General features: G+C 65.9%; 21 protein-coding genes. 7 read left to right on the top strand and 14 right to left on the bottom strand.

Annotated features, from left to right (window positions below; all coding sequences use genetic code 11):
- Nucleotide 1: 1 nt before the first annotated feature.
- The 7 genes from BN973_RS26640 to BN973_RS26670 all read right to left on the bottom strand — a co-directional run bounded on the left by BN973_RS26640 (nucleotide 2) and on the right by BN973_RS26670 (nucleotide 6321).
- Nucleotides 2-1066 carry a virulence factor Mce family protein gene (locus BN973_RS26640; RefSeq protein WP_036471716.1) on the bottom strand — a complete coding sequence of 355 codons (1065 nt, stop codon included), beginning with the start codon at nucleotides 1064-1066 and terminating at the stop codon, nucleotides 2-4.
- Nucleotides 1056-2108 carry an MCE family protein gene (locus BN973_RS26645; RefSeq protein WP_036471718.1) on the bottom strand — a complete coding sequence of 351 codons (1053 nt, stop codon included), beginning with the start codon at nucleotides 2106-2108 and terminating at the stop codon, nucleotides 1056-1058. The genes BN973_RS26640 and BN973_RS26645 overlap by 11 nt, the downstream gene beginning before the upstream one ends.
- Nucleotides 2108-3310 (bottom strand): MCE family protein, encoded by a 1203-nt coding sequence (locus BN973_RS26650; RefSeq protein WP_036471720.1) that lies wholly within the window; start codon nucleotides 3308-3310, stop codon nucleotides 2108-2110. The genes BN973_RS26645 and BN973_RS26650 overlap by 1 nt, the downstream gene beginning before the upstream one ends.
- Nucleotides 3311-3328: 18 nt before the next feature.
- The gene (locus BN973_RS26655; protein ID WP_036471722.1) at nucleotides 3329-4171 is read right to left on the bottom strand and encodes an MlaE family ABC transporter permease; all 843 of its coding nucleotides are present in this window, start codon (nucleotides 4169-4171) and stop codon (nucleotides 3329-3331) included.
- A gap of 7 nt (nucleotides 4172-4178) precedes the next feature.
- A complete protein-coding gene (locus BN973_RS26660) occupies nucleotides 4179-4943 on the bottom strand; it encodes an MlaE family ABC transporter permease (RefSeq protein WP_036471724.1) in 765 nt (254 codons plus the stop codon).
- A 236-nt stretch (nucleotides 4944-5179) separates the two neighbouring features.
- Nucleotides 5180-6094, bottom strand: coding sequence for a 3-oxoacyl-ACP reductase (locus tag BN973_RS26665; protein WP_036471726.1), 915 nt, complete (start codon nucleotides 6092-6094; stop codon nucleotides 5180-5182).
- Nucleotides 6095-6129: 35 nt separating this feature from the next.
- Nucleotides 6130-6321 carry a ferredoxin gene (locus tag BN973_RS26670; protein WP_036471727.1) on the bottom strand — a complete coding sequence of 64 codons (192 nt, stop codon included), beginning with the start codon at nucleotides 6319-6321 and terminating at the stop codon, nucleotides 6130-6132.
- A 191-nt stretch (nucleotides 6322-6512) separates the two neighbouring features.
- On the opposite strand from BN973_RS26670, the gene BN973_RS26675 reads away from it, so the two are divergent.
- The 4 genes from BN973_RS26675 to BN973_RS26690 are packed head-to-tail and all read left to right on the top strand — an operon-like array spanning nucleotide 6513 to nucleotide 11038.
- Nucleotides 6513-7691: an acyl-CoA dehydrogenase gene (locus BN973_RS26675; RefSeq protein WP_036471729.1), complete on the top strand. Its 1179-nt coding sequence runs from the start codon at nucleotides 6513-6515 to the stop codon at nucleotides 7689-7691.
- Nucleotides 7692-7709: 18 nt separating this feature from the next.
- Nucleotides 7710-8807 (top strand): acyl-CoA dehydrogenase family protein, encoded by a 1098-nt coding sequence (locus BN973_RS26680; RefSeq protein ID WP_036471730.1) that lies wholly within the window; start codon nucleotides 7710-7712, stop codon nucleotides 8805-8807.
- A 4-nt stretch (nucleotides 8808-8811) separates the two neighbouring features.
- Complete coding sequence (gene fadD17 / locus BN973_RS26685; RefSeq protein ID WP_139830138.1) at nucleotides 8812-10320, top strand: long-chain-fatty-acid--CoA ligase FadD17; 1509 nt, start codon at nucleotides 8812-8814, stop codon at nucleotides 10318-10320.
- Nucleotides 10321-10324: 4 nt separating this feature from the next.
- Complete coding sequence (locus tag BN973_RS26690) at nucleotides 10325-11038, top strand: serine hydrolase (RefSeq protein ID WP_036471731.1); 714 nt, start codon at nucleotides 10325-10327, stop codon at nucleotides 11036-11038.
- On the opposite strand, the gene BN973_RS26695 is transcribed toward BN973_RS26690, so the two are convergent.
- The 4 genes from BN973_RS26695 to BN973_RS26710 are packed head-to-tail and all read right to left on the bottom strand — an operon-like array spanning nucleotide 11024 to nucleotide 15837.
- Nucleotides 11024-12574: an acetolactate synthase large subunit gene (locus tag BN973_RS26695; protein ID WP_036471732.1), complete on the bottom strand. Its 1551-nt coding sequence runs from the start codon at nucleotides 12572-12574 to the stop codon at nucleotides 11024-11026. The two genes, BN973_RS26690 and BN973_RS26695, sit on opposite strands and share 15 nt — an antisense overlap.
- Nucleotides 12571-13395 carry an amidohydrolase family protein gene (locus BN973_RS26700; protein WP_036473126.1) on the bottom strand — a complete coding sequence of 275 codons (825 nt, stop codon included), beginning with the start codon at nucleotides 13393-13395 and terminating at the stop codon, nucleotides 12571-12573. Before BN973_RS26700 ends, BN973_RS26695 begins: the two co-directional genes overlap by 4 nt.
- 25 nt (nucleotides 13396-13420) lie before the next feature.
- Complete coding sequence (locus BN973_RS26705; RefSeq protein WP_036471733.1) at nucleotides 13421-14188, bottom strand: fructosamine kinase family protein; 768 nt, start codon at nucleotides 14186-14188, stop codon at nucleotides 13421-13423.
- Complete coding sequence (locus tag BN973_RS26710; protein ID WP_036473129.1) at nucleotides 14185-15837, bottom strand: acyl-CoA synthetase; 1653 nt, start codon at nucleotides 15835-15837, stop codon at nucleotides 14185-14187. The genes BN973_RS26705 and BN973_RS26710 overlap by 4 nt, the downstream gene beginning before the upstream one ends.
- 64 nt (nucleotides 15838-15901) lie before the next feature.
- Here BN973_RS26710 and BN973_RS26715 point away from each other — a divergent pair, with 64 nt between their 5' ends.
- Together BN973_RS26715 and BN973_RS26720 are read left to right on the top strand one after the other, a co-directional pair.
- Nucleotides 15902-16714, top strand: coding sequence for a crotonase/enoyl-CoA hydratase family protein (locus BN973_RS26715; protein WP_036473133.1), 813 nt, complete (start codon nucleotides 15902-15904; stop codon nucleotides 16712-16714).
- A gap of 105 nt (nucleotides 16715-16819) precedes the next feature.
- On the top strand, nucleotides 16820-17683 hold the full coding sequence (locus BN973_RS26720; RefSeq protein ID WP_036471734.1) for a hypothetical protein: 864 nt from the start codon (nucleotides 16820-16822) through the stop codon (nucleotides 17681-17683).
- A gap of 59 nt (nucleotides 17684-17742) precedes the next feature.
- On the opposite strand, the gene BN973_RS26725 is transcribed toward BN973_RS26720, so the two are convergent.
- From BN973_RS26725 to BN973_RS26735, 3 genes are read right to left on the bottom strand one after another with little or no spacing between them, the layout of a single operon-like run.
- Nucleotides 17743-18936 (bottom strand): cytochrome P450, encoded by a 1194-nt coding sequence (locus BN973_RS26725; protein ID WP_036471735.1) that lies wholly within the window; start codon nucleotides 18934-18936, stop codon nucleotides 17743-17745.
- A complete protein-coding gene (locus BN973_RS26730; RefSeq protein ID WP_139830137.1) occupies nucleotides 18933-19649 on the bottom strand; it encodes an acetoacetate decarboxylase family protein in 717 nt (238 codons plus the stop codon). Before BN973_RS26730 ends, BN973_RS26725 begins: the two co-directional genes overlap by 4 nt.
- Nucleotides 19650-19693: 44 nt before the next feature.
- Nucleotides 19694-20734, bottom strand: coding sequence for an LLM class F420-dependent oxidoreductase (locus BN973_RS26735; protein ID WP_036471736.1), 1041 nt, complete (start codon nucleotides 20732-20734; stop codon nucleotides 19694-19696).
- A gap of 82 nt (nucleotides 20735-20816) precedes the next feature.
- Between BN973_RS26735 and BN973_RS26740 the strand changes: the two genes are divergently transcribed.
- Nucleotides 20817-21806 (top strand): Zn-ribbon domain-containing OB-fold protein, encoded by a 990-nt coding sequence (locus tag BN973_RS26740; RefSeq protein ID WP_036471737.1) that lies wholly within the window; start codon nucleotides 20817-20819, stop codon nucleotides 21804-21806.
- Nucleotides 21807-21810: the final 4 nt, after the last annotated feature.

Here is a 21810-nt window from a genome sequence, read left to right on the forward strand (position 1 = left end):
ATCATGGCGACTTCGGCCGGATGATCCAGCGTTCCTGGATCAACCCGCGCAGGTAGTCGGAGAGGCTGGCCGGTAGCTTGCCCGGCTGGTAGAAGAAGTCGAACATCGCCGCCAGCAGCGGCGCCGGGATGACGCCGTACACGTTGACGTTGAATCCCGGCCCGGAACCAACGACCTCACCGAGCTCTGTCGCATAGGTGGGCAACCGTTTGAGGGCCTCGGTGATGTAGTCGCGACGCTCGTTGAGGTTGCTCAGTACATCGTTGAGCTTGCTCAAGGCCGGCCCGAATTGCTTGCGGTTGTCGGCGACGAAGCCGGAAAGCTGTGCCGACAAACCGCTGATGCCCGCGATCAATTGCCCCAGTGCGGCGCGGCGCTCATCGAGCGCGGCGAACAACTCGTTGCCGTCGTCTACCAACTTGTTGACCTGGTCGGCGCGTTGCGACAACACGGCGGTCACCGACTTCGCATGGGCCAGCAGGCTTTGCAGCGCTTCGTCGCGGCGGTTCAGCGTGCGGGAGAGCGAAGTCACCCCATCCAGCGCGCCGCGCAGTTCCGGGGTGGCGCCGCGCAGCGTGTCGGTGAGAACGTTCAACGCCTGCTCGAACTGCGGCTTGTTCAGGTTGTTGGCGTTCTGCCCCAGGTCCTCGAGCGCGCCGGCCAGGGTGTACGGCGTGGTCGTGCGGCTCAGCGGAATGGTGGTCGCCCTGCCATGACCCGCGGGAGTCACCGCGATCGAGCGCTCGCCGAGGATGGTGTCGGTGCGGATCGCGGCCAGCGACTGGTCACCGACCGCGACGTGCCGATCCACCGCGAACGTCACCTTCGCGCTGTCTCCGGCCAGACCGACGGCCTGGACCTTGCCGACCTTGAAGCCCGACACGTAAACCGAGTTGCCGGGCGAGATTCCGCCGGCGTCGCTGAAGTAGGCCTCGTACACCCGGCCCTGCGGGTAGAACGGCAGGTTGGCGTAGCCGAATGCGAGCAACACCACGCAGACGACCAGCACCACGCCGAAGATTCCGGTGCGCAGCGGATCGCGTTCGCGCTTTGGGTTACTTGGCAAAAGCGCACCTCCCCTGGCTGGGATCCACCTGACCACCAAGGGGCAGCAGGATGTCGCTGCCGGCCGGCCCGTTGATCTTGATCGTCACCGAGCAGAAGTAGATGTTGAAGAACGACCCGTAGGCGCCGAGTGCGGCCAGGCGCAGGTAGTCCTCGCCCAGTTGCTCGATGTCGTTGTCCACCTCGGCCTTGCGGCTGTCGATTTCGGTGGCCAGCGGCCGGGTGTTTTCCAGGATGCCTTGCAGTGGCCTACGCGAATTCTTCAGCAGCTCAGTCAGATCCGTCGTTGTCGACGCCAGTGGCGGAATGGCTCCCGCGATCGAATCCTTGTTTTGGGCCAGCCCGCTGATCAATTGCTGCAGCTGGTCCACGCTGGCCGAGAATTGCGCGCTGCGTTGGTCGATGGTGCCCAGTACCGAGTTCAGGTTGGTGATCGCGTCGCCGATCAGCTGGTCGCGCTGGCCCAGCGCCTTGGTGAAGGCGCTGGTGTCGGCCAGCACATTCGACAACGCTCCACCCTGGCCCTGCAACAGCTCGATGACTGCGCCGCTGATCGTGTTGACCTTGTCGGCATCCAGGCCTTTGAGTACCGGCTTCAGTCCGCCCAGCAGCGCATCCAGATCCAGTGCGGGCTGGGTGTGTTGGGCGTTGATGGTCCCGCCCGGTGCCAGCTTGCGCAGCTCCCCCGGACCCGACGTGATCTCGAGGAACCGGTCGCCGACCAGGTTTTCGTACCGGATCACCGCGCGTGTCGACGAGTACAACGTGTACCGGCTGTCGATTCCGAAGGCCACGTCGACGGTGTTGTCCGGGTTGAGTTTGAGGCCGTTCACCGAACCTACCGGGACACCCGCAATGCGGACCTTCTGGCCGGCCTTCAACTTAGAGGCGTCGATAAACGTTGCATGATAGGTGTTTTCGTCGCCGAACCGGAAGTCACCGAAGACCACCACCAACCCCGCGGCCACCATCAACATCACCACCGTGAAGATGCTGACCTTGATCACCATCGACCGGTGCGATGGCATTTCCGAGCTTGCCATCAGAAGTCGTCTCGTTCCGCAAAGGCGCCGTGGAACAGGAACTGCAGTGTCGAGGGCGCATCGAACTGCAGTTCGGTGAACGGCTCGTAGGGGATGTTGGCGTTATCGGTCACCAGGAACGGTGCCCGGTAGAACGAGCCGCCGGTCTGCTTGGTCGGGATGTCCGGCAAGCCACGGCAGTTCGGGCCCCCGGAGGCGTTAACGATCGGCAGCGATTCCGGGAAGGTGTACGCCGGAGCGCCCAGCACGAAGCTCGACGACGTGAACAGGCCGGCCTTGCGAACACCGAGCAGTGGGGCGAATTCCTTGATACCGCGATCGATACCGGCGAACAGGCAACCGAATTCCGGCGAGTAGTCTGCGGCCACCTTGAGTGGGGCCCGCAACCGGTTGATGGCATCGATGAGGTCCTGCTCGGCCGGCGCCAACGTCTCATAGGCGTTGTTGGACAAGCCGATTGTGGCCAGCAGGGTGTCGTTGAGGTTTTTCTGCTGGTCGACCACCGTCTTGTTGATCGTGGGCAGGTTGTCGAAGATAGTGTTCAAATCTCCGGCGGCGTCGGCGTAGACGCCTGTCACGACGGCCGTCTTACGGAAGTCCTCCTGCAGTGCCGCTAGCTTCGGATTCGTCTGTTGCGTAAGGGTATTCAGGCCCGACAGCAGCGCACCCAAGTCGTCACCATGACCGCGCAGGCCTTCGGCGAAGGCGCTCAGCGTTCCGTTCAACTCGACCGGGTCGACCTTGTGCAACAGATCCATCAGCGACTGAAACAGCGTGTTGACCTCCAGCTGCACCGCGGAGGCCTCGACATGCGCATTGGGCCGCAGCGACGTCGGCGAAGGAGTCTGGGGCGGAATGAATTCCACGGACTTGGCGCCGAAAATCGTGTTGCCGGCGATGTGCACCGCCGCGTTGGAGGGGATGAAATGCATGTCGTCGCTGTTGATGGCCAGCGTCAGGCGTGCCTGCTCACCCCGGTAGCTGATGTCGGTGACCTTGCCGATCTGAATGCCGCGGTACTTGACCTTGGCGCCCGTGTCCATCACCAGCCCGGCGCGCGGCGCCGCGACGGTGACCGTGTCGACGGACGCGAAAGCCGCTGTGTACGACAGGTAGGTCAGCACCGAGAACGCGACCAACAAACTGGCCAGCAGCGCTGCTGCCAGCCGGACGGTTGTGCGTCGCGATCGGTTGTTTGCCATATGAATTAAGCGGTCCCCTTACCCCGAGAGGTTGAAGTTACCGGACGCGCCGTAGACGGCCAGCGAGATGAACAAGGTAATGACGACGACGACGATCAGCGAGGTCCGAACCGCCTGACCGACCGCGATGCCCACGCCGACCGGCCCACCGCTTGTGTTGTAGCCGTAGTAGGTATGGACCAGCATCACCGCGATGGACATCACGATGGCCTGTAGGAACGACCAAAGCAGGTCAGACGGGATGAGGAACGTATTGAAGTAGTGGTCGTAGAGACCGGCCGACTGTCCATTGATGAAGACCGTGGTGAAGCGGGCGGCGAAGAACGCGGCGAGCACCGACAGCGAATACAGCGGGACGATCGCCACCAGACCGGCGATCAGCCGCGTCGACACCAGGTAGGACACCGAATGCACCGCCATGCATTCGACGGCGTCGATTTCCTCGGACACCCGCATGGCACCCAATTGTGCGGTGGCACCGGCACCGATCGTCGCCGCCAGCGCGATGCCGGCGATGACCGGTGCGACCACGCGCACGTTCAGGAACGCCGACAGGAAGCCGGTCAATGCCTCAATACCGATATTGCCCAGCGACGAATAGCCTTGGACGGCGATGACCCCACCGGAGGCCAGGGTCAAGAACGCCGCGACGCCGACCGTGCCGCCGATCATCACCAGCGCACCCGCGCCCAGCGTCATCTCCGCGACGAGCCGGATTGTCTCCTTGCGGTATCGGGTCAGCGCGTTGGGGACGAAGCGCACGGTCTGGCCGTAGAACAGTGCCTGCTCGCCGAAGTCGTCGACCGGCCCCTGCAGCCGCGAAGCGACGTTACGCAGCCGGTAGGTGAAGTCGTAGCTCATCGCGTGGTCACTTCGTGGAGAACCGCACGCCGATGGCCGTCATCACCACGTTGATGACGAAGAGACAGATGAACGCGTAGACGACGGTTTCGTTGACCGCGTTGCCGACGCCCTTGGGCCCACCCTTGACGGTGAGGCCCCGGTAGCACCCGACCAGGCCGGCCATCACGCCGAACAGCAGCGCCTTGACTTCGGCCAGCACCAACTCTCGCAATCCGGTCAACACGGTCAGCCCGTTGATGAATGCACCCGGATTGACGCCCTGAAGAAACACGGAGAATACGTACCCACCAGACAAACCGATGGCGCACACCAAACCGTTAAGCAGTAGTGCGACAACGGTGGACGCCAGAACGCGGGGCACCACCAGCCGGTGGATCGGGTCGATGCCGAGCACCCGCATCGCGTCGATTTCTTCGCGGATGGTGCGGGCACCCAGGTCGGCGCAGATCGCGGTGGCGCCCGCCCCGGCGACGACGAGCACGGTCACCACCGGGCCCAGCTGGGTGATGGTGCCGAATGCCGTTCCGGCGCCGGACAAATCGGCCGCACCGATTTCACGGAGCAGAATATTGAGGGTGAATGCCACCAAGACCGTGAAGGGGATCGACACCAACAGCGTCGGGACCAACGACACCCGCGCGATCATCCACGTCTGATCCAAGAACTCGCGGCCTTGAAACGGTCGTCGGAACGAAGCACGGGCCGTATCGATCATCATCTCGAAGAACCCGCCGACAGCACGAGCGGGAACCGCAAGTTGTTCGATCAACGCGGCACCCCCCTTTGCTGCTCACGGCGAAGCCTGTGCGTCGCCTTTGCGTGGCCATTCGTCGCGGTCGGCTCCGTGTGAGCCGGATCATATTAACTCAGAGAAAGTGCACCATGTCAATGAACAGGTTATCTCTGGCTAAAGCGTTAATTTGTCCTGGTCAGCGCCCTTGCGCTATTGCCAATCTGACACACGTTCTACTAGAGGATTTCGCCCGGAGAAACAGCTTTGCGACGTTATTGTTCCATTAACTCGGTCGCAGAAAAGTTACGTTCTGGATCCCTACCAGCAAAGTAGTCGCGCAGTGTGCTGCTCAGTTGAGCCGGCTCCCAGGCGGCGCCGTCGGCGATGAACCGGTGCTCCGCCGTCGGAGCTGAGACCAATGTCACCTGACGCCCGTAAACAATGAACACTTGCCCATTGACCTCCGCGGCGGCCGGGGACGACAGGAACTGCACCAGGTTCACCACGTGATCGGGGGACAGCGGGTCGACGCCGCCCTCCGCTATCTCCGGCGCGCTGCCGAACACGTCCGCCGTCATCGCGGTGCGCGCACGCGGGCAGATCGCGTTGGCGCACACCCCGTAGCGGCCCAGCGCCCGCGCGGCCGTCAGGGTGAGCGAGATGATGCCCGCCTTGGCGGCGCCGTAGTTGGCCTGCCCCACCGGACCCACCAGTCCGGCCTCCGAGGCGGTGTTGACGATCCGGCCGAAGATCGACCCCCCCGCGTCCTTGGCCCGGCTGCGCCAGTAGGTCGCGGCGTTGCGGGTGAGCAGGAAGTGCCCTCGCAAATGCACGGCGATGACCTGGTCCCATTCCTCGTCGGACATGTTGAACAGCATCCGGTCGCGGGTGATGCCGGCATTGTTGATCACGATGTCGAGTCCGCCCAACCCGTCGGCGCAGGACACCAGTTCGTCGGCCGTGGCGCGCTGGCTGATGTCACCGGTCACCGCGACGGCCTTCGAGCCGGCGGCGCCAATCTCGTCGATCACATCCGAGGCGTCCAGCGCGGCGGCGATGTCGTTGACGACGACGGTGGCGCCGAGGCGGGCCAGGCCGAGTGCTTCGGCGCGCCCAAGGCCTGCTGCCGCACCGGTCACCACCGCGACCTTCCCGGATAGATCGGTCGCGTTCGTGCTGCTAGTCAATTTATGAATACCTCTAGTTTCGGGGTCCCTCGCCGCTAGTCTTCGCGCAGCAACGCCGCGCGCGGGCACTCGGCGATCGCCTGCTCGGCGAGATTTTCTTGGTCGGACGGAATTGGATCGAGCTTTACGACGGCGTAGTCCTCATCGTCGAGGTCGAAGATATCTGGTGCGATTCCCAAGCACACCGCGTTGCCTTCGCACCGGTCACGATCCACGATCACCCGCACGGCATCCTCCTTGAAGCTGGCCCGGATCTCGTCCTATGTCCATCAGAATGTAGCTCCACCATAGGGCTCACGTGCGTCTGAGGAAACGCTCGCTGGATTCCCAGACTAGAACGTGTTACAACCTCCGAAGACGAACGGGTAGCCGTTGGTCGAATAGCCGCTTGTCACGTTGAACCAAAAGGACGGCTGGAATGCGCATCAGTTACACCCCTGAACAGGAGGAGCTGCGTCGCGAGCTGCGGTCGTACTTCACCGCGCTCATGACGCCGGAGCGCCGCGAGGCGCTGCACTCGACCCAGGGCGAGGTCGGGACGGGCAACGCGTACCGCGACACCGTTGCGCAGATGGGCAAGGACGGGTGGCTCACCCTGAACTGGCCCAAGGAATACGGCGGCCAGGACCGCTCCCCGATGGACTCGCTGATCTTCACCGACGAGGCCGCGATCGCCGGCGTGCCGGTGCCGTTCCTGACGATCAACAGCGTGGCGCCGACCATCATGGCGTTCGGCACCGAAGAGCAGAAGAAGTTCTTCCTGCCCAAGATCGCGGCCGGGGAGCTGCACTTCTCGATCGGTTACTCCGAGCCCGGGGCCGGCACCGATCTGGCGAACCTGCGCACCACGGCGGTCCGCGACGGCGACGACTACGTCATCAACGGCCAGAAGATGTGGACCAGCCTGATCGCCTACGCCGACTGGGTCTGGCTGGCGGTGCGCACCAACCCCGAGGCCAAGAAGCACCGCGGCATTTCGATGCTGGTGGTGCCGACGACCGCCGAGGGCTTCTCCTGGACGCCGGTGCACACCATGGCCGGGGTGGACACCAGCGCCACCTATTACTCCGATGTGCGGGTTCCGGTGACCAACCTGATCGGCGAGGAGAACGGTGGCTGGAAGCTGGTGACCAACCAGCTCAACCATGAGCGCGTCGCGCTGGTGTCGCCGCAGCCGATCTTCCTGGCCCTGCGCGAGGTGCGCGAGTGGGCGCAAAACACCAAGGACGACGGTGGCGCCCGGCTGATCGACTCGGAGTGGGTGCAGCTGAACCTGGCGCGGGTGCACGCCAAGGCCGAGGTTCTCAAGCTGATCAACTGGGAACTGGCCTCGGCCGAAGGTCACGACCTGGGGCCGGCCGACGCGTCGGCGGCGAAGGTATACGGCACCGAGCTGGCGACCGAGGCCTACCGGCTGCTGATGGAGGTGCTGGGTACCGCGGCGACCGTGCGCCAGGATTCGCCGGGCGCATTGCTGCGCGGTCGGGTCGAGCGGATGCACCGGGCGTGCCTGATCCTGACCTTCGGCGGCGGCACCAACGAAGTGCAGCGCGACATCATCGGCATGGTCGCCCTCGGCCTGCCCCGAAACCGCTGAGCATCGAGAAGGACAGACATGGATTTCACGACAACCGAAGCGGCGAGTGACCTCGGCGGCCTGGTCGACACGATCGTCGACTCGGTGTGCACGCCCGAGCACCAGCGCGAACTCGACTCACTCGATCAGCGATTCGACCGTGAGCTGTGGCAGAAGCTGATCGAGGCCGACATCCTCACCAGCGCATCGGCGTCCGCGCTGGGCGGCGACGGTTTCGGCGCGCTCGAGCAGGTCGCGATTCTGGTTGCGCTGGGCCGCCAGCTGGCCGCCGTGCCGTACCTGGAATCGGTGATGCTGGGCGCCGGAGTGCTGGCACGATTCGGCTCCGAGGAACTGCAGCAGGGCTGGGGAGTCCCGGCCGTCAAGGGCGAGAAGATCCTGACGGTTGCCCTGGACGGCGAGATGGGCGAGGGACCCGTGCAGGCCACCCGCGCCGGTGACGGCTACCGGCTGACCGGGACCCGCACCCAGGTCGGCTTCGGCCCCGTCGCGGACGCTTTCCTGGTTCCTGCCGAAACCGATTCCGGCACAGCCGTTTTCCTGGTGAGTGCCGAAGATCAGGGCGTCAAGGTGACCACGCTGGCGACCACCGGGAAGAACAGCGTCGGACACTTGGCGCTGGACGGCGTCGCGGTGGATGAGGCGCGGAAGGTCGGCGGAAGTGAAGTCGCCGCCTGGCTTGGCACGCTCGGAACCCTGGGCCGCAGCGCGTATCAACTCGGAGTGCTGGATCGCGGCTTGCAGATGACGGCCGAATACGCCCGCGAGCGTGAGCAATTCGACCGCCCGATCGGCAGCTTCCAGGCGGTGTCGCAGCGGCTGGCCGACGGCTACATCGACGTCAAGGGGCTGCGGTTGACGCTGACCCAGGCGGCGTGGAAGGTCTCCGAAGACATCCCCGCCGAGATCGACGTGGCCAGCGCCGCGTTCTGGGCCGCCGACGCCGGACACCGGGTCGCGCACACCATCGTGCACGTGCACGGCGGTGTCGGCGTGGACACCGATCACCCGGCGCACCGCTACTTCCTGGCCGCCAAGGAGACCGAGTTCGCGCTGGGCGGTGCCACCGGGCAGCTGCGACGGATCGGTCGCGAGCTGGCGGAAACTCCTGCCTAACTTCGTGATTCCGGCTAACCCGACGGTCACCAAACTGCTGGCGCCGCTGGCTGAGATCGACGACCGCGGCGTCTACTTCGAGGAGTCGTTCACCAGCTGGCGCGACCATCTGCGACACGGTGCCGCGATCGCGGCGACGCTGCGCGCGCGCCTCGACCCGACCCGGCCGCCGCACGTCGGGGTGCTGCTGGAGAACACGCCGTTCTTCTCGGCGATGCTGACCGCGGCCGGGATGTCGGGGATCGTGCCGGTCGGCCTCAACCCGGTGCGCCGCGGCGAGGCACTGGCCCGCGACATCAACCGAGCCGACTGCCAGCTGGTACTGGCCGACTCGAAATCCGCTGCGACACTGGATGATATCGAGCATTTGAACGTCGATTCGGCCCGGTGGGCCGCCGAAGTCGACGCACATCGCGACGCCGAGTTGAGCTTCCAATCCGCCTCGGCCGAAGACCTTTTCATGCTGATCTTCACGTCGGGCACCAGCGGTGAACCGAAAGCGGTGAAGTGCAGCCACGGCAAGGTCGCGATCGCCGGAATCACGATGGCACAGCGCTTCGACCTCGGCCGCGACGACGTCTGCTACGTGTCGATGCCGTTGTTCCACTCCAACGCCGTTCTGGTCGGCTGGGCGGTGGCCGCGGCGTGCCAGGGCTCAATGGCGTTGCGGCGCAAGTTCTCCGCGTCTGGATTCTTGCCGGATGTCCGTCGCTACGGCGCGACCTACGCCAACTACGTTGGCAAGCCGCTGTCCTACGTGCTGGCCACGCCGGAGCGACCCGACGACGCGGACAACCCGCTGCGGGCGGTGTACGGCAACGAGGGTGTCCCCGCCGACATCGAGCGGTTCGGCCGCAGATTTGGCTGCAAGGTCCAGGACGGGTTCGGCTCCACCGAAGGCGGAGTGGCGATCGCCCGCACACCCGATACGCCGCCGGGCGCATTGGGTCCGCTGACCGAAGGGCTGGACATCGTCGACCCTGAGACCGGCAAGTCCTGCCCGGTGGGCGTCGTCGGCGAGATCGTAAACACCAGCGGGCCAGGACGTTTCGAGGGCTACTACAACGACCCCGCCGCCGAGGCCGAGCGAATGGCCGGCGGGATCTACCACAGTGGCGACCTCGCCTACCGCGACGAAGCCGGATTCGCGTACTTCGCTGGGCGGCTGGGCGATTGGATGCGGGTCGACGGCGAAAATCTCGGCGCCGCCCCGATCGAACGGGTGCTGCTGCGCTACCCCGACGCGGCCGAGGTTGCCGTGTATGCGATCCCCGATCCGGTGGTCGGCGACCAGGTGATGGCCGCACTGGTGATGGCGCCGGGTGGCGAGTTCGATGCCGAGAAGTTTCGGGCGTTCCTGGCCGAGCAGCCCGACCTGGGGTCCAAGCAATGGCCGTCGTACGTCAGGATCAGCGCGGAGCTGCCGCGGACGGTGACATTCAAGGTGCTCAAGCGGCAGTTGGCGGCCGAAGGTATCGACTGTCATGATCGGGTATGGCCGATACCCCGATAGCCCTATGACGTCCCGGCCCCTTGAGCTCGCGTTGGAAGCGAGCTTTGAACAGCTTTCCGACGTGGTGCCGGCCAACATTGGTGTTGCGATCGCCCGTCCGGACCGGACGTATTCACTGGGCCGGTGGTGGTCGGGTGTGGCCTGGTCGACGATCAAGGTGCCCCTGGCTATCGCGGCACTGCGCAGCGATTGGCTCGGCGCCCGCGAGCTGGCCGTCAAGGCCATCACCGAATCCGACAATCGCGCGTCCGAACAGTTGTGGTCGCTGCTGGGCGAACCGGTGGACGCGGCGCGCAAGGTGCAGGGCGTCGTCGCCGAAGGTGGCGACACCGCGACGGTGGTCGAATCGCGGCGGCTTCGACGTGGTTTCACCGCATTCGGCCAGACCCAGTGGAGTCTGCAGCGACAAGCGCGCTTCGCCGCCGAGTTGCCGTCGATCCCCGGCGCGGCGGACGTGATCGAGCTGATGACCGACCTCACGCCCGATCACCGATGGGGCCTGGCCACCAATGGCGCTGCGGCCAAAGGCGGTTGGGGTCCGGGCACGGATGGCGGGTACCTGGTGCGGCAATTCGGGATTCTGACCACGCCGTCGGGGGAATGGGGCGTGGCATTGGCGGCCGAAGTCCGCGATGGCGGCTTCGAAACCGGAGTCGAGGTCGTCAATACGTTGACGGACTGGCTCGTCAGCCGGCTTCCCGTGCTAGCCCGCTATTGACGGGACCACCGCGTCGATCAGATGCGGCCCGGGTGCGGCGAAGGCTTCGCGCAGCGCGTCGGCCAGCTCCTCGGCGGTGCTCACCCGCCGGGCCGGCACGCCCAGACCCTCGGAGATCTTCACGAAATCCATTGTGGGCCGCGATAAATCAAGCAGGTCCAGCGCCTTGGGGCCGGGGGCAGACCCGGCGCCGACCCGCTGCAGTTCGATCCGCAAGATGTCGTAGGCACTGTTGTCGTACAGCACGGTGGTCACATCGAGGTTCTCGCGCGCCTGGGTCCACAGTCCCGCAATCGTGTACATCGCCGACCCGTCGGATTCCAGGCAGAGCACCGGCCGGTCCGGGGCGGCCACCGCGGCACCCACCGCGGTGGGGATGCCGTAGCCGATCGCCCCGCCGGTCAGCGTCAGCCAGTCATGGGCCGGCGCGCCGGCGGTGGCTTGCGCCAGCAGCAGGCCCGAGGTGTTCGACTCGTCGACGACGATCGCCCGTTCGGGCAGCAGCGCGCCGATCACGTCGGCTGCCGACGCCGAGGTCAGGGCGCCGGTCGGCAGCTGCGGGCGCGACGCGGCGGCCAGCGGTGCGACCGTACCGGGCGCGATCTCGTCCGCCAATTCGATCAGCGCGTCGGCCGCACCGAGGTACTCCGACAGCACGTGCACCTCGCATCCGGCCGGAACCAGGTCGCTGGGCGTGTTCGGGTAGGCGAAGAAGGACACCGGCGATTTGGCGCCGGCCAGGATCAGATGCTTGGCGCCGTCGAGTTGGGCGGTGGCGGCCTCGGCGAAGTACGCCAACCGTTCGACGGCAGCGACACCGGCCCCACGTTCCAGGCGCGTCGGGAAGGTCTCGCACAACAATCGGGCCCCCGTCGCCTCCGCGATTCGCGCCGCCGCGGCCAGCCCGGGGCCGCGCGTCGCGTCGCCACCCACCATGATCAGCGCCGGTTCTCCCGATCGCAGCACCTCCGCGACCTCCGGTGCCGGCAGCGCGTCGGCGCTCGCCGGCCGGGCAGGGGCCGCGGCGGCAGGCTGGGCGCCGTCGGACCAGGACGCGTCGGCGGGCAGGATCAGGGTGGAGATCTGCGAGCGAGCCACGCTGGCCGCGATTGCCTCGGCCGCGTCGAGCGCGACGTCAGCGGCGGTACCCGAGCGGCGCACCCAACCCGAGACGCTGCCCGCGAGCGCGTCGATATCGGATTCTAGTGGGGCGTCGTACTTTTTGTGATAGGTGGCATGGTCTCCGACGACGACCACCATCGGCACGTGTGCCCGCCGCGCGTTGTGCAGGTTGGCCAGGCCGTTGCCCAATCCGGGGCCCAGATGCAACAGCACCGCCGCCGGCCGATCGGCGATGCGGGCATATCCATCGGCCGCGCCCGTGGCGACGCCCTCGAAAAGGGCTAGCACTCCCCGCATTTGGGGAACGGTGTCCAACGCGGCCACGAAGTGCATTTCCGAGGTGCCGGGATTGGCGAAGCATACCTCGACGCCGCCGTCGACCAGGGTGTTGATCAGAGCCTGCGCACCGTTCACCTGTTCGCCTCCAGTCTGAATACGCGTTCGGCATTGCCGTGGAGAAAGTCGTGGCGAGCCTCGTCGTCGAGCCCGAGTTCGTCGAGCCCGGCCAAGGCGTGCGCGTGAGTGATCATCGGATAGTTGGTGCCGAAGAGGACTTTGCGTTGTCCGGTAGAGGTTTTCATGAACCGGATCAGCTCTTCCGGAAGCCGCCGGATGGTGTAGGCCGACGTGTCGATGTAGACGTTCTCGTGTTTGCGCGCGACGGCCACCATCTCCTCGGTCCAGGGGTAGCCGACGTGTCCGCACACGACCACCAGTTCGGGAAAGTCCAGCGCCACCTGGTCGATGTAGGGTATCGGGCGCCCGGTCTCCGAGGGCCGCAGCGGGCCGGTGTGACCGACCTGGGTGCAGAACGGAACGGCGGACTCGACGCACTCGGCGAACAGCGGGTAGTAACGACGATCGGTGGGCGCCGCGTTCCACAGCCACGGCACCACCCGCAGCCCGACGAATCCTTCGGCGACCCGGCGCCGCAGCTCACGGACCGCCCGCATCGGACGGTCCAGGTCGACCGTGGCCAGGCCGGCAAAGCGGTTCGGGTGCAATCGAATCCATTCGGCGACCTCGTCGTTGGAGACCAGGTCTTGACCGTTGGGCCCGTACCACGCGCTGAGCAGCCCGAAGTCGACGTCGGCCGCGTCCATCGCCGCGACGGTGGCCTCGATCGGGATTTCGGCGTCCGGCATGGACCCACCGGTCCAGCGTCGTAGGGACGCCAGCATGTCACTGCGCAGGAACCGCGCAGTCGGGTGCTGCATCCACACATCGATCGTCATCGCCACTCAACAGTAGACGCGTGCGTCAGAGGGCCAGCGCCGCGCGGGCGCAAGCGTGGGTCCGCCGGGCGTGCCCGCCCCCGAACAGCACCACGTGCGCCAGCAGCGGGAAGAGTTGGTGCAGCCCGATGCGGTCGCGCCAACCGGGTCGCAGCTCTCGCACCTGCTCATACCCCGCGATGATGGCGTCGTAATGCGGGCAGCCGAACAACGCGAGCATCGCCATGTCGCTCTCGCGGTGCCCGGCGTGCGCGGCCGGGTCGATCAGCACCACGCCGTCCGGCGTCCACATCACGTTGCCGCCCCACAGATCACCGTGCAGCCGGGCCGGCCGGTCGTCATCGTCGAAATCGCCCGCACGGCAACGCGCCATCACGGCCTCGATCGCGGCGCGGGCCGACGCATCGAGCTTGGCGGCCGCGAGTTCGAGCATCGGAGCCAGCCGCTCTGCGGCGTAGAACTCGCCCCAGCGACGGTGGTGCCGCAGCGACATCGGCAAAGGCCGCGACAACGGACCGAAGAAGCCCGGCCCATCCCAGCCGTCGGGACCCGCGCCGAACGCCGGGGCCCCCGCGTCGTGCATGGCAGCCAATCGGTTGCCGAAGACGCACGCCGCCTCCGGGTCGGGGCGCACCGATTCGAGTCGCCGCAACGTCAGGCTCGTCGCGTCAACCGACACGATAGGCGCACACGGCACGCCGCCGTCGACCGCCGCAAGCCATCGCAGCCCCGCGGCCTCCCAGCCGAAGTAGCCGGCGGGCGCCCCGGCGTGCTGTTTGACGAAATCCGTCACGCACTGACGTGCGCGGCGTGCACGTCGTCGGCCGGACGAGCCTCCGTCTGCTCCTTGGCCCAGCGGTAGTCCGGCTTGCCGGCGGGTGATCGCTTCACCTCGTCGACGAGCCAAAGGCTGCGTGGCACTTTGTATCCCGCGATCTCGGAGCGCACGAAGCTGTCCAGTTCGGCCAGCGCCGGACGGGTCCCCGGCCGCGCCTGCACGACGGCCGCCACGTGCTGACCGTAGCGGGGGTCGGGCACGCCGACCACCAGGGCGTCGAAGACGTCCGGATGTCCCTTGAGCGCGGCTTCGACCTCTTCCGGGTAGATCTTCTCGCCACCGCTGTTGATCGACACCGAACCGCGGCCCAGCATCGTGACGGTGCCGTCCTCCTCGACGGTCGCGTAGTCACCGGGAATGGCGTAGCGGACACCGTTGATGGTCTTGAACGTCTCGGCGGTCTTCTTCTCGTCCTTGTAGTAGCCGAGGGGAATATTGCCCTTCTTGGCGATGAAGCCGCGGACTCCGGAGCCCGGCTTGACCTCGTTGCCGTCTTCGTCGAGGACGACGGTGCGGTGGTCGATCGTCACCCGCGGGCCACCGCTGTGCGGGGCGTCCTTGGCGACAATGCTGGTGCCGCCGAAGCCGGTCTCCGAGGACCCGATCGAGTCGGTGATGACTCGGTTTGGCAGCAGCTCGAGAAACTTCTCCTTGATGCTCGGCGAGAACAGCGCCGCGGTGGAGGCGAGCAGGAACAGCGACGACAGGTCGTACTCGTTGCCTTTGTCCTGGTGCGCCAGCAGTGCGTCCAGCAGGGGTCGCGCCATCGCGTCGCCGGTGAAGAACAGCAGGTTCACCTTGTGCTCGTGGATCGTGCGCCAAACTTCGTCGGCGTTGAATTCCGGTGCGAGAACGGTGGTTTGACCCGAGAAGATCGACATCCAGGTGGCCGACTGAGTGGCGCCGTGGATCATCGGCGGAATCGGGTGGCGCACCATCGGCGGATTGGCCGCGGCGGCCTTGGCCAGGTCGTACTCATCCTTGACGAATTCGCCGGTGGCGAAGTCGGTTCCACCGAACAGCACGCGGTAGATATCCTCGTGGCGCCACATGACGCCCTTCGGAAAGCCCGTCGTGCCGCCCGTGTAGAGCAGGTAGATGTCGTCGGCGCTGCGTTCGCCGAAGTCGCGCTCCGGTGAGCTATTTGCGATCGCGGAGTAGAACTCGACGCCGCCGTAGCGCTGAAAGTCGTTGTCGCTGCCGTCCTCCACAACGAGGATCGTCTTTACGGCCGGAGTCTCGGGCAGCACGTTGGCGACTCGGTCTGAGTACTGGCGTTCGTGCACCAGCGCGACCATGTCGGAGTTGTCGAAAAGGTAGCGCAGCTCGCCCTCGACGTAGCGGTAGTTGACGTTGACGAGGATGGCGCCGGCCTTGATGATGCCCAGCATCGCGATGACGATCTCGTTGCGGTTGCGGCAGTAAAGTCCGACCTTGTCGTCCTTCTTCACACCCTGTTCGATCAGGTAGTGCGCGAGGCGGTTGGCCTTCTCCTCCAGCTCGGCGTACGTCAGCTGTTGATCGCCGCAGATGAGAGCTACACGGTCAGGCACGGCGTCGATGGCGTGCTCGGCAAGATCGGCAATATTCAGGGCCACGGCCACCAAATTAGAACGTGTTACATTTCTTGACAAGTTCGTACTCGATGTGGAGGGAAAGGCGGTAGCCGTGGCTCAGGCTCCAGCAAACGAATCAACGGGACCCGACGCGATCGTCGAGCAGCGCGGTCACACCCTGATCGTCACCCTGAACCGACCGCACGCCCGCAACGCGCTGAGCACCGAAATGATGGAAATCATGGTGCAGGCCTGGGACCGCGTCGACAACGACGACGACATCCGCTGCTGCATCCTGACCGGGGCCGGTGGCTACTTCTGCGCGGGCATGGACCTCAAGGCAGCAACCAAAAAGCCGCCGGGCGATTCGTTCAAGGACGGCAGCTACGACCCGTCACGCATCGACGCCCTGCTCAAGGGCCGTCGGCTGACCAAGCCGCTGATCGCGGCCGTCGAGGGCCCCGCGATCGCCGGTGGCACCGAGATCCTGCAGGGCACCGACATCCGCATCGCGGGCGAGAGCGCCAAGTTCGGCATTTCCGAGGCCAAGTGGAGCCTGTACCCGATGGGCGGCTCGGCGGTGCGGCTGGTGCGCCAGATTCCCTACACCGTGGCCTGTGACCTGCTGCTGACCGGCCGACACATCACCGCCGCCGAGGCCAAGGAAATCGGCCTGATCGGTCATCTGGTGCCGGACGGACAGGCGCTGACCAAGGCGCTCGAGATCGCCGAGCTGATCGAGAACAATGGGCCGCTGGCCGTGCAGGCGATTCTGCGGGCGATCCGCGAGACCGAGGGCATGCACGAGAACGACGCCTTCAAGATCGACACCCAGATCGGTATCAAGGTGTTCTTGTCCGACGACGCGAAGGAAGGCCCACGGGCGTTCGCCGAGAAGCGCAAGCCCAACTTCCAGAACAAGTAGCCGTCCTTTTTCGCCGAACGTGCTCTGGTGGCGGGAAAATCGCCTAAATCCCGCCACCAGAGTACGTTCGGCGCGGCTGTCGGTGTCGGGCGGCACACTTCCTGCGTGACTGCACCATTCCTCGGCAGCGAAGCACGGGCATCCGGCGAGGCAACGCGCCACGAGCTACGCACCCGATTCGTCGCCATCTATCCCGACGTCTATGTGCCGTCCGGATCTGACCTCACCGCCGCGGTGCGTGCACGCGCCGCCTGGCTGTGGTCACGTCGCCGCGCAGTCATCGCGGGCCACTCTGCATCGGCACTGCACGGCGCCAAGTGGGTCGACGACAGGGCGGCGGCGCAGTTGCTGTATCAACACCGGCGCCCGCCGCCGGGAATTCACACCTGGCTGGATCGAGTTGCCGGCGACGAGATACAGCTGGTCGAGGGGATGTCGGTAACGACCCCGTCGCGAACCGCCTTCGACCTGGCTTGTCGCAATCCCATCGGCAGAGCCGTCGCCGCAATCGATGCGCTGGCAAGAGCTACCAGGCTTGACACCGCCCAGGTCGAACTACTCGCCGAACGCTACAAAGGGCACCGCAATATCAGGCGAGCCAGGCGAGCGCTCAAGCTGGTTGACGCCGGAGCCGAGTCACCCCGCGAGACCTGGCTGCGGCTGTTGCTCATCAACGCCGGTTACCCACGGCCGCGGACCCAAATACCGGTCTACGGCCAATATGGCGAGCTCGTGGCCGTACTCGACATGGGTTGGGAGGACATCAACCTCGCCGTCGAGTACGAGGGTGATCATCACCGGACCGATCGCAGGCAATTCAATCGGGACATCGCGCGTTACGAAGCGCTGTCCGATCTCGGCTGGATCGTCATCCGGGTTACCGCCGACGACACACAGGGCGGAATTCTGCACCGTGTGGCTGCGGCCTGGGCCCGCCGAACGTGCTCTGGTGGCGGGAAAATCGCCTAAATCCCGCCACCAGAGCACGCTCGGCGAAGAGGTTAAGCCTGCACGTTCGGGGCAACGCCTTACCCCAGCGGCGCGCTCGGGGTGAACGCGACCGGCATCTTCTCCAGGCCGGACACGAAGTTCGCCGGCCGCAGCGGCAACTCGGCATCCGACGCCAGCCGCATGTCCGGCAGGCGCTGCAGGAGCCGGGTCTGCATGATCGACAGCTCCAGCCGGGCTAGCTGATTGCCCAGACAGAAGTGCGTGCCGAAGCCGAACGCGAGGTGGTTGTTCGGGTAGCGCTCGATGTTGAAGCTCTCCGGGTCGTCGAAGACCTTCTCGTCGAAGTTCGCCGACTCGAACAGCAGGATCATCTTCTCGCCCTCGTGCAACTGGGTGCCGTGGAACTCGGTGTCGGCGGTGATTGTGCGGGCCATGTTCTTCACCGGCGCCGTCCAGCGCAACATCTCCTCGATTGCGTTGGGCAGCAGGCTCAAATCGCCGGCGAGGCGCTGGTGCTGATCGGGGTGCAGCAGCAGCTGACGGGTGCCGCCGGACAGCGTGTGCCGGGTCGTCTCGTCGCCGCCGATCAGCAGCAGCAGTACCTCGGTGACGATCTGGTGGTCTTCGAGCCGCGCACCTTCGACCTCCGCGTGCACGAGAACGCTCACCAGGTCGTCGGTCGCCTCCTTCTTGCGTTCCTCGATCATGCCCATCATGTATTGGCTGTAGGTGGCGAAGGCCTCCATCGTGACCTGGACATCCGCCTCGGCCGCGGTACTGCTCAAGGAACTGACCAGATCGTCGGACCATTTGAGGAACATCGCGCGCTCCTCGGGACGCACACCGAGCATGTCGCCGATGACCGCCATCGGCAGCGGCGCGGCCAGGTCCCAGACGAAGTCGCACTCGCCGCGTTCGCACACCGCGTCGATCAGCGTGTCGCACAGCGAGGTAATCGAAGCCTCCAGGTTCTTCACCCGCTTGCGGGTGAAGCCGTAGTTGACGAGCTTGCGGCGCAACAAATGTTGCGGATCGTCCATCTCGATCATCATCTCGACGCCCGGCTGATCGGGCCGGATGCCGCCGGCATTCGAAAACAGCTCGGGGTTGCGCTCGGCCTCGATGACGGACTGATACGTCGAGGCCGCGGCGAGCCCGTTGCGGTCTCTGAAGACCGGCTCGTTCTCGCGCATCCACTTGTAGATGGACCGGGAGTCACCGGCATAGAAAGCGCCGTCGGTCAAGTCGACGTCGGGCTTAATCATCGTCATGAGATCTCCTGGGCATCGCCGAATGTCATTTGAACGTGGTCAGCCGAGCTGGACACTAGAGCGCGCTTCGGCAGACCAAGCGACGCAAGCTCTTTCGCGTAAGGATGATCGCCCAGCCGGACGCTTACGCCACCGAGCCGGGTCCGCACGCCGTCCAGGGTGTGTTCGAAGGCGGTCTCGCGGGTGATCCCGTCGCGGTGGGAGTAGCTGCGCTGCGCCTGCTGTCGCGGCATCAACCGGATCGGCAGACCGGGACGGAAGTCCATGCCGATCACCAGTTGTCCGTCTATCGCGCAGTCGAACCCGAACTGCCGCCCGTCGCGAATCGTGAAGTCCGCCATGACTTTCGGGTAGCCCCAGATCTTCGTCCCCGCCTCCAGCGTGAACGGCTGGTCGACGGGCAGGTGGTGGATTAAGGCGCCGGCCGACCCCAGCGCCCGTGGCCCGCTCGCGTCGGACCCCGGCGGGTTGACCATCACGCTGGTACCGAACTCGTAGTACTGGCCCAGGTCGCCGTCGATGTAGTGCATCAGCATCAGCACCACGACCGCGCGCCCGGGCAGGTAGCGGCAGACCCGCAGGCCGCTGTAGTCGATCAGCTGCTGCGCGGCGTCGGCGTCCACCGAGAACATCGCCATGTGCTGATTTGCCTTGCGGATCCTCACCGGCATGGTGAGAACGGTGCCCGCGATGGTGTGCTGCGACACAGTCATCCGGCCAATCTAGAACCCGTTCTATTGACGGGGCAAGCCCCGGCCTAGATCAGCGCGGCGAGGTCCCGGACCTGCTCGGGAGAGCGCCCGGAGACGACCATCATCGTGACGCCGGCGGCCTCCCAGGCCTTGATCTGCTTACGCACGTAGTCCGCGTCGCCGACGATCGCGGCGTCGTCGATTACCTCGTCGGGAATGATCTCGGCGGCCTTGTCCTTCTGGTTGCTGCGGAACAGCTTGGTGACGTCGTCGACCACCTCCGCGTAACCCATCCGGCGATAGACGTCGGCGTGGAAGTTGGTGTCCTCGGCGCCCATCCCGCCCATGTAGAGCGCGATGTAGGGCTTCATGGCCGCGAACGCCGCGGGGCGGTCCTCGGTGATGACGATGTTGGCCGTCGCGCAGATCTCGAAGTCCTCGCGGCTGCGGCGGGCACCCGGCCGGGCAAAGCCCTCGTCCAGCCATTCGTTATAGGTGTCGGCCATCCGGGGCGTGTAGAAGATCGGCAGCCAGCCGTCGCAGATCTCGGCGGCCAGCGCAACGTTCTTCGGTCCCTCGGCGCCCAACATGATCGGGATGTCGGCGCGCAGCGGATGGGTGATCGGCTTGAGCGGCTTGCCCAGGCCGGTGACGGGTCCCCGGCCCCCCTCCTTCAACGGCAGCGGGTAGTGCGGGCCGTCGCTGGTCACCGGCGCCTGGCGGGCCCACACCTGTCGGACGATGTCGATGTATTCACGGGTGCGGGCCAGCGGCTTCGGAAACGACTGGCCGTACCAGCCCTCCACGACCTGCGGTCCGGACACGCCAAGCCCGAGAATGTGCCGGCCACCGGACAGGTGGTCGAGGGTGAGCGCGGCCATCGCGCACGCGGTCGGGGTCCGCGCGGAGAGCTGAACCACCGACGTGCCCAGCCGCACCCGCTGCGTCGACGAACCCCACCAAGCCAGCGGTGTGTAGGCGTCGGAACCCCATGCCTCGGCGGTGAACACGGCGTCGAATCCGGTGGCCTCCGCTTCGGTGACGAGCTCGCCGTGGTTCTCCGGCGGCCCAGCGCCCCAATATCCGAGCTGCAAACCGAGCTTCATTTCTCGCACCTTTCCCGGCCAGAACGGACCCGACCGCAACCCAATGTTGAAACGGTTCTTAGAACCTGTTCTACTCGAAGGCGTGACAGCCACTTCGACGGGCCCGACCACGACCGATCACTCCGAGCCGCCTCTCTCAGCGCCGTTAACTCTGGCCTTCGACTACACCCGTTCAGTCGGTACCACGCTGAGCAAGTTCTTCACCGCACTGCGTGAGCGCCGCGTCCTCGGGGTGCGCGGATCGGATGGCCGGGTGCATGTGCCACCGGCGGAATACGACCCGGTCACCTATGAACCGCTGGGCGAGATGGTACCGGTCTCATCCGTCGGGACCGTGGTCTCCTGGACCTGGCAGGCCGAGCCGCTGGGCGGCGAGCCGCTGGACCGGCCGTTCGCCTGGGCACTGATCAAGCTGGACGGGGCCGACACCGCGTTGCTGCACGCCGTCGACGCGGGCGAACCGGCCAACATCAAGACCGGCGCGCGGGTGCACGTGCACTGGGCCGACGAGACCGTGGGCGCCATCACCGATATCGCGTACTTCGCGCTCGGTGAGGACGCCGAACCCGAGGGCCCCGCTAGTGACCAGGAGCCGGTCACGATGATCGTCACGCCGGTCTCGTTGACGATTCAGCACAGCGCCTCACACGAGGAAAGCGCTTACCTGCGCGCCATCGCCGAAGGCAAGCTGCTGGGCGCCAAGACCGGCGAAAAGGGCAAGGTTTATTTCCCGCCGCACGGCGCGGACCCGGCCACCGGTAAGCCCACGACCGACTTCGTCGAGCTGCCGGACAAGGGCACCGTGACGACGTTCGCGATCATCAACATCCCGTTCCAGGGTCAGCGCATCAAGCCGCCCTACGTGGCCGCGTATGTGCTGCTGGACGGCGCCGACATCCCGTTCCTGCATCTGGTCGCCGACGTCGACGCGCACGAGGTACGAATGGGCATGCGCGTGGAAGCCGTGTGGAAGCCCCGGGAGGAATGGGGTTTCGGCATCGACAACATCGAGTACTTCCGGCCGACCGGTGAACCGGACGCCGAGTACGACACCTACAAGCACCACCTGTAAAGGG

This window comes from Mycobacterium triplex, from assembly GCF_000689255.1.
GTDB classification, from domain to species: Bacteria; Actinomycetota; Actinomycetes; order Mycobacteriales; family Mycobacteriaceae; genus Mycobacterium; species Mycobacterium triplex.

What these genes read in the sequence shown, in the direction of transcription:
- BN973_RS26645 (WP_036471718.1), bottom strand. Translation starts at nt 2,108, where the DNA reads ATGGCAAGCTCGGAAATGCCATCGCACCGGTCGATGGTGATCAAGGTC.
- BN973_RS26650 (WP_036471720.1), bottom strand. Translation starts at nt 3,310, where the DNA reads ATGGCAAACAACCGATCGCGACGCACAACCGTCCGGCTGGCAGCAGCG.
- BN973_RS26655 (WP_036471722.1), bottom strand. Translation starts at nt 4,171, where the DNA reads ATGAGCTACGACTTCACCTACCGGCTGCGTAACGTCGCTTCGCGGCTG.
- BN973_RS26675 (WP_036471729.1), top strand. Translation starts at nt 6,513, where the DNA reads ATGCGCATCAGTTACACCCCTGAACAGGAGGAGCTGCGTCGCGAGCTG.
- BN973_RS26680 (WP_036471730.1), top strand. Translation starts at nt 7,710, where the DNA reads ATGGATTTCACGACAACCGAAGCGGCGAGTGACCTCGGCGGCCTGGTC.
- BN973_RS26690 (WP_036471731.1), top strand. Translation starts at nt 10,325, where the DNA reads ATGACGTCCCGGCCCCTTGAGCTCGCGTTGGAAGCGAGCTTTGAACAG.
- BN973_RS26700 (WP_036473126.1), bottom strand. Translation starts at nt 13,395, where the DNA reads ATGACGATCGATGTGTGGATGCAGCACCCGACTGCGCGGTTCCTGCGC.
- BN973_RS26725 (WP_036471735.1), bottom strand. Translation starts at nt 18,936, where the DNA reads ATGACGATGATTAAGCCCGACGTCGACTTGACCGACGGCGCTTTCTAT.
- BN973_RS26730 (WP_139830137.1), bottom strand. Translation starts at nt 19,649, where the DNA reads ATGACTGTGTCGCAGCACACCATCGCGGGCACCGTTCTCACCATGCCG.
- BN973_RS26735 (WP_036471736.1), bottom strand. Translation starts at nt 20,734, where the DNA reads ATGAAGCTCGGTTTGCAGCTCGGATATTGGGGCGCTGGGCCGCCGGAG.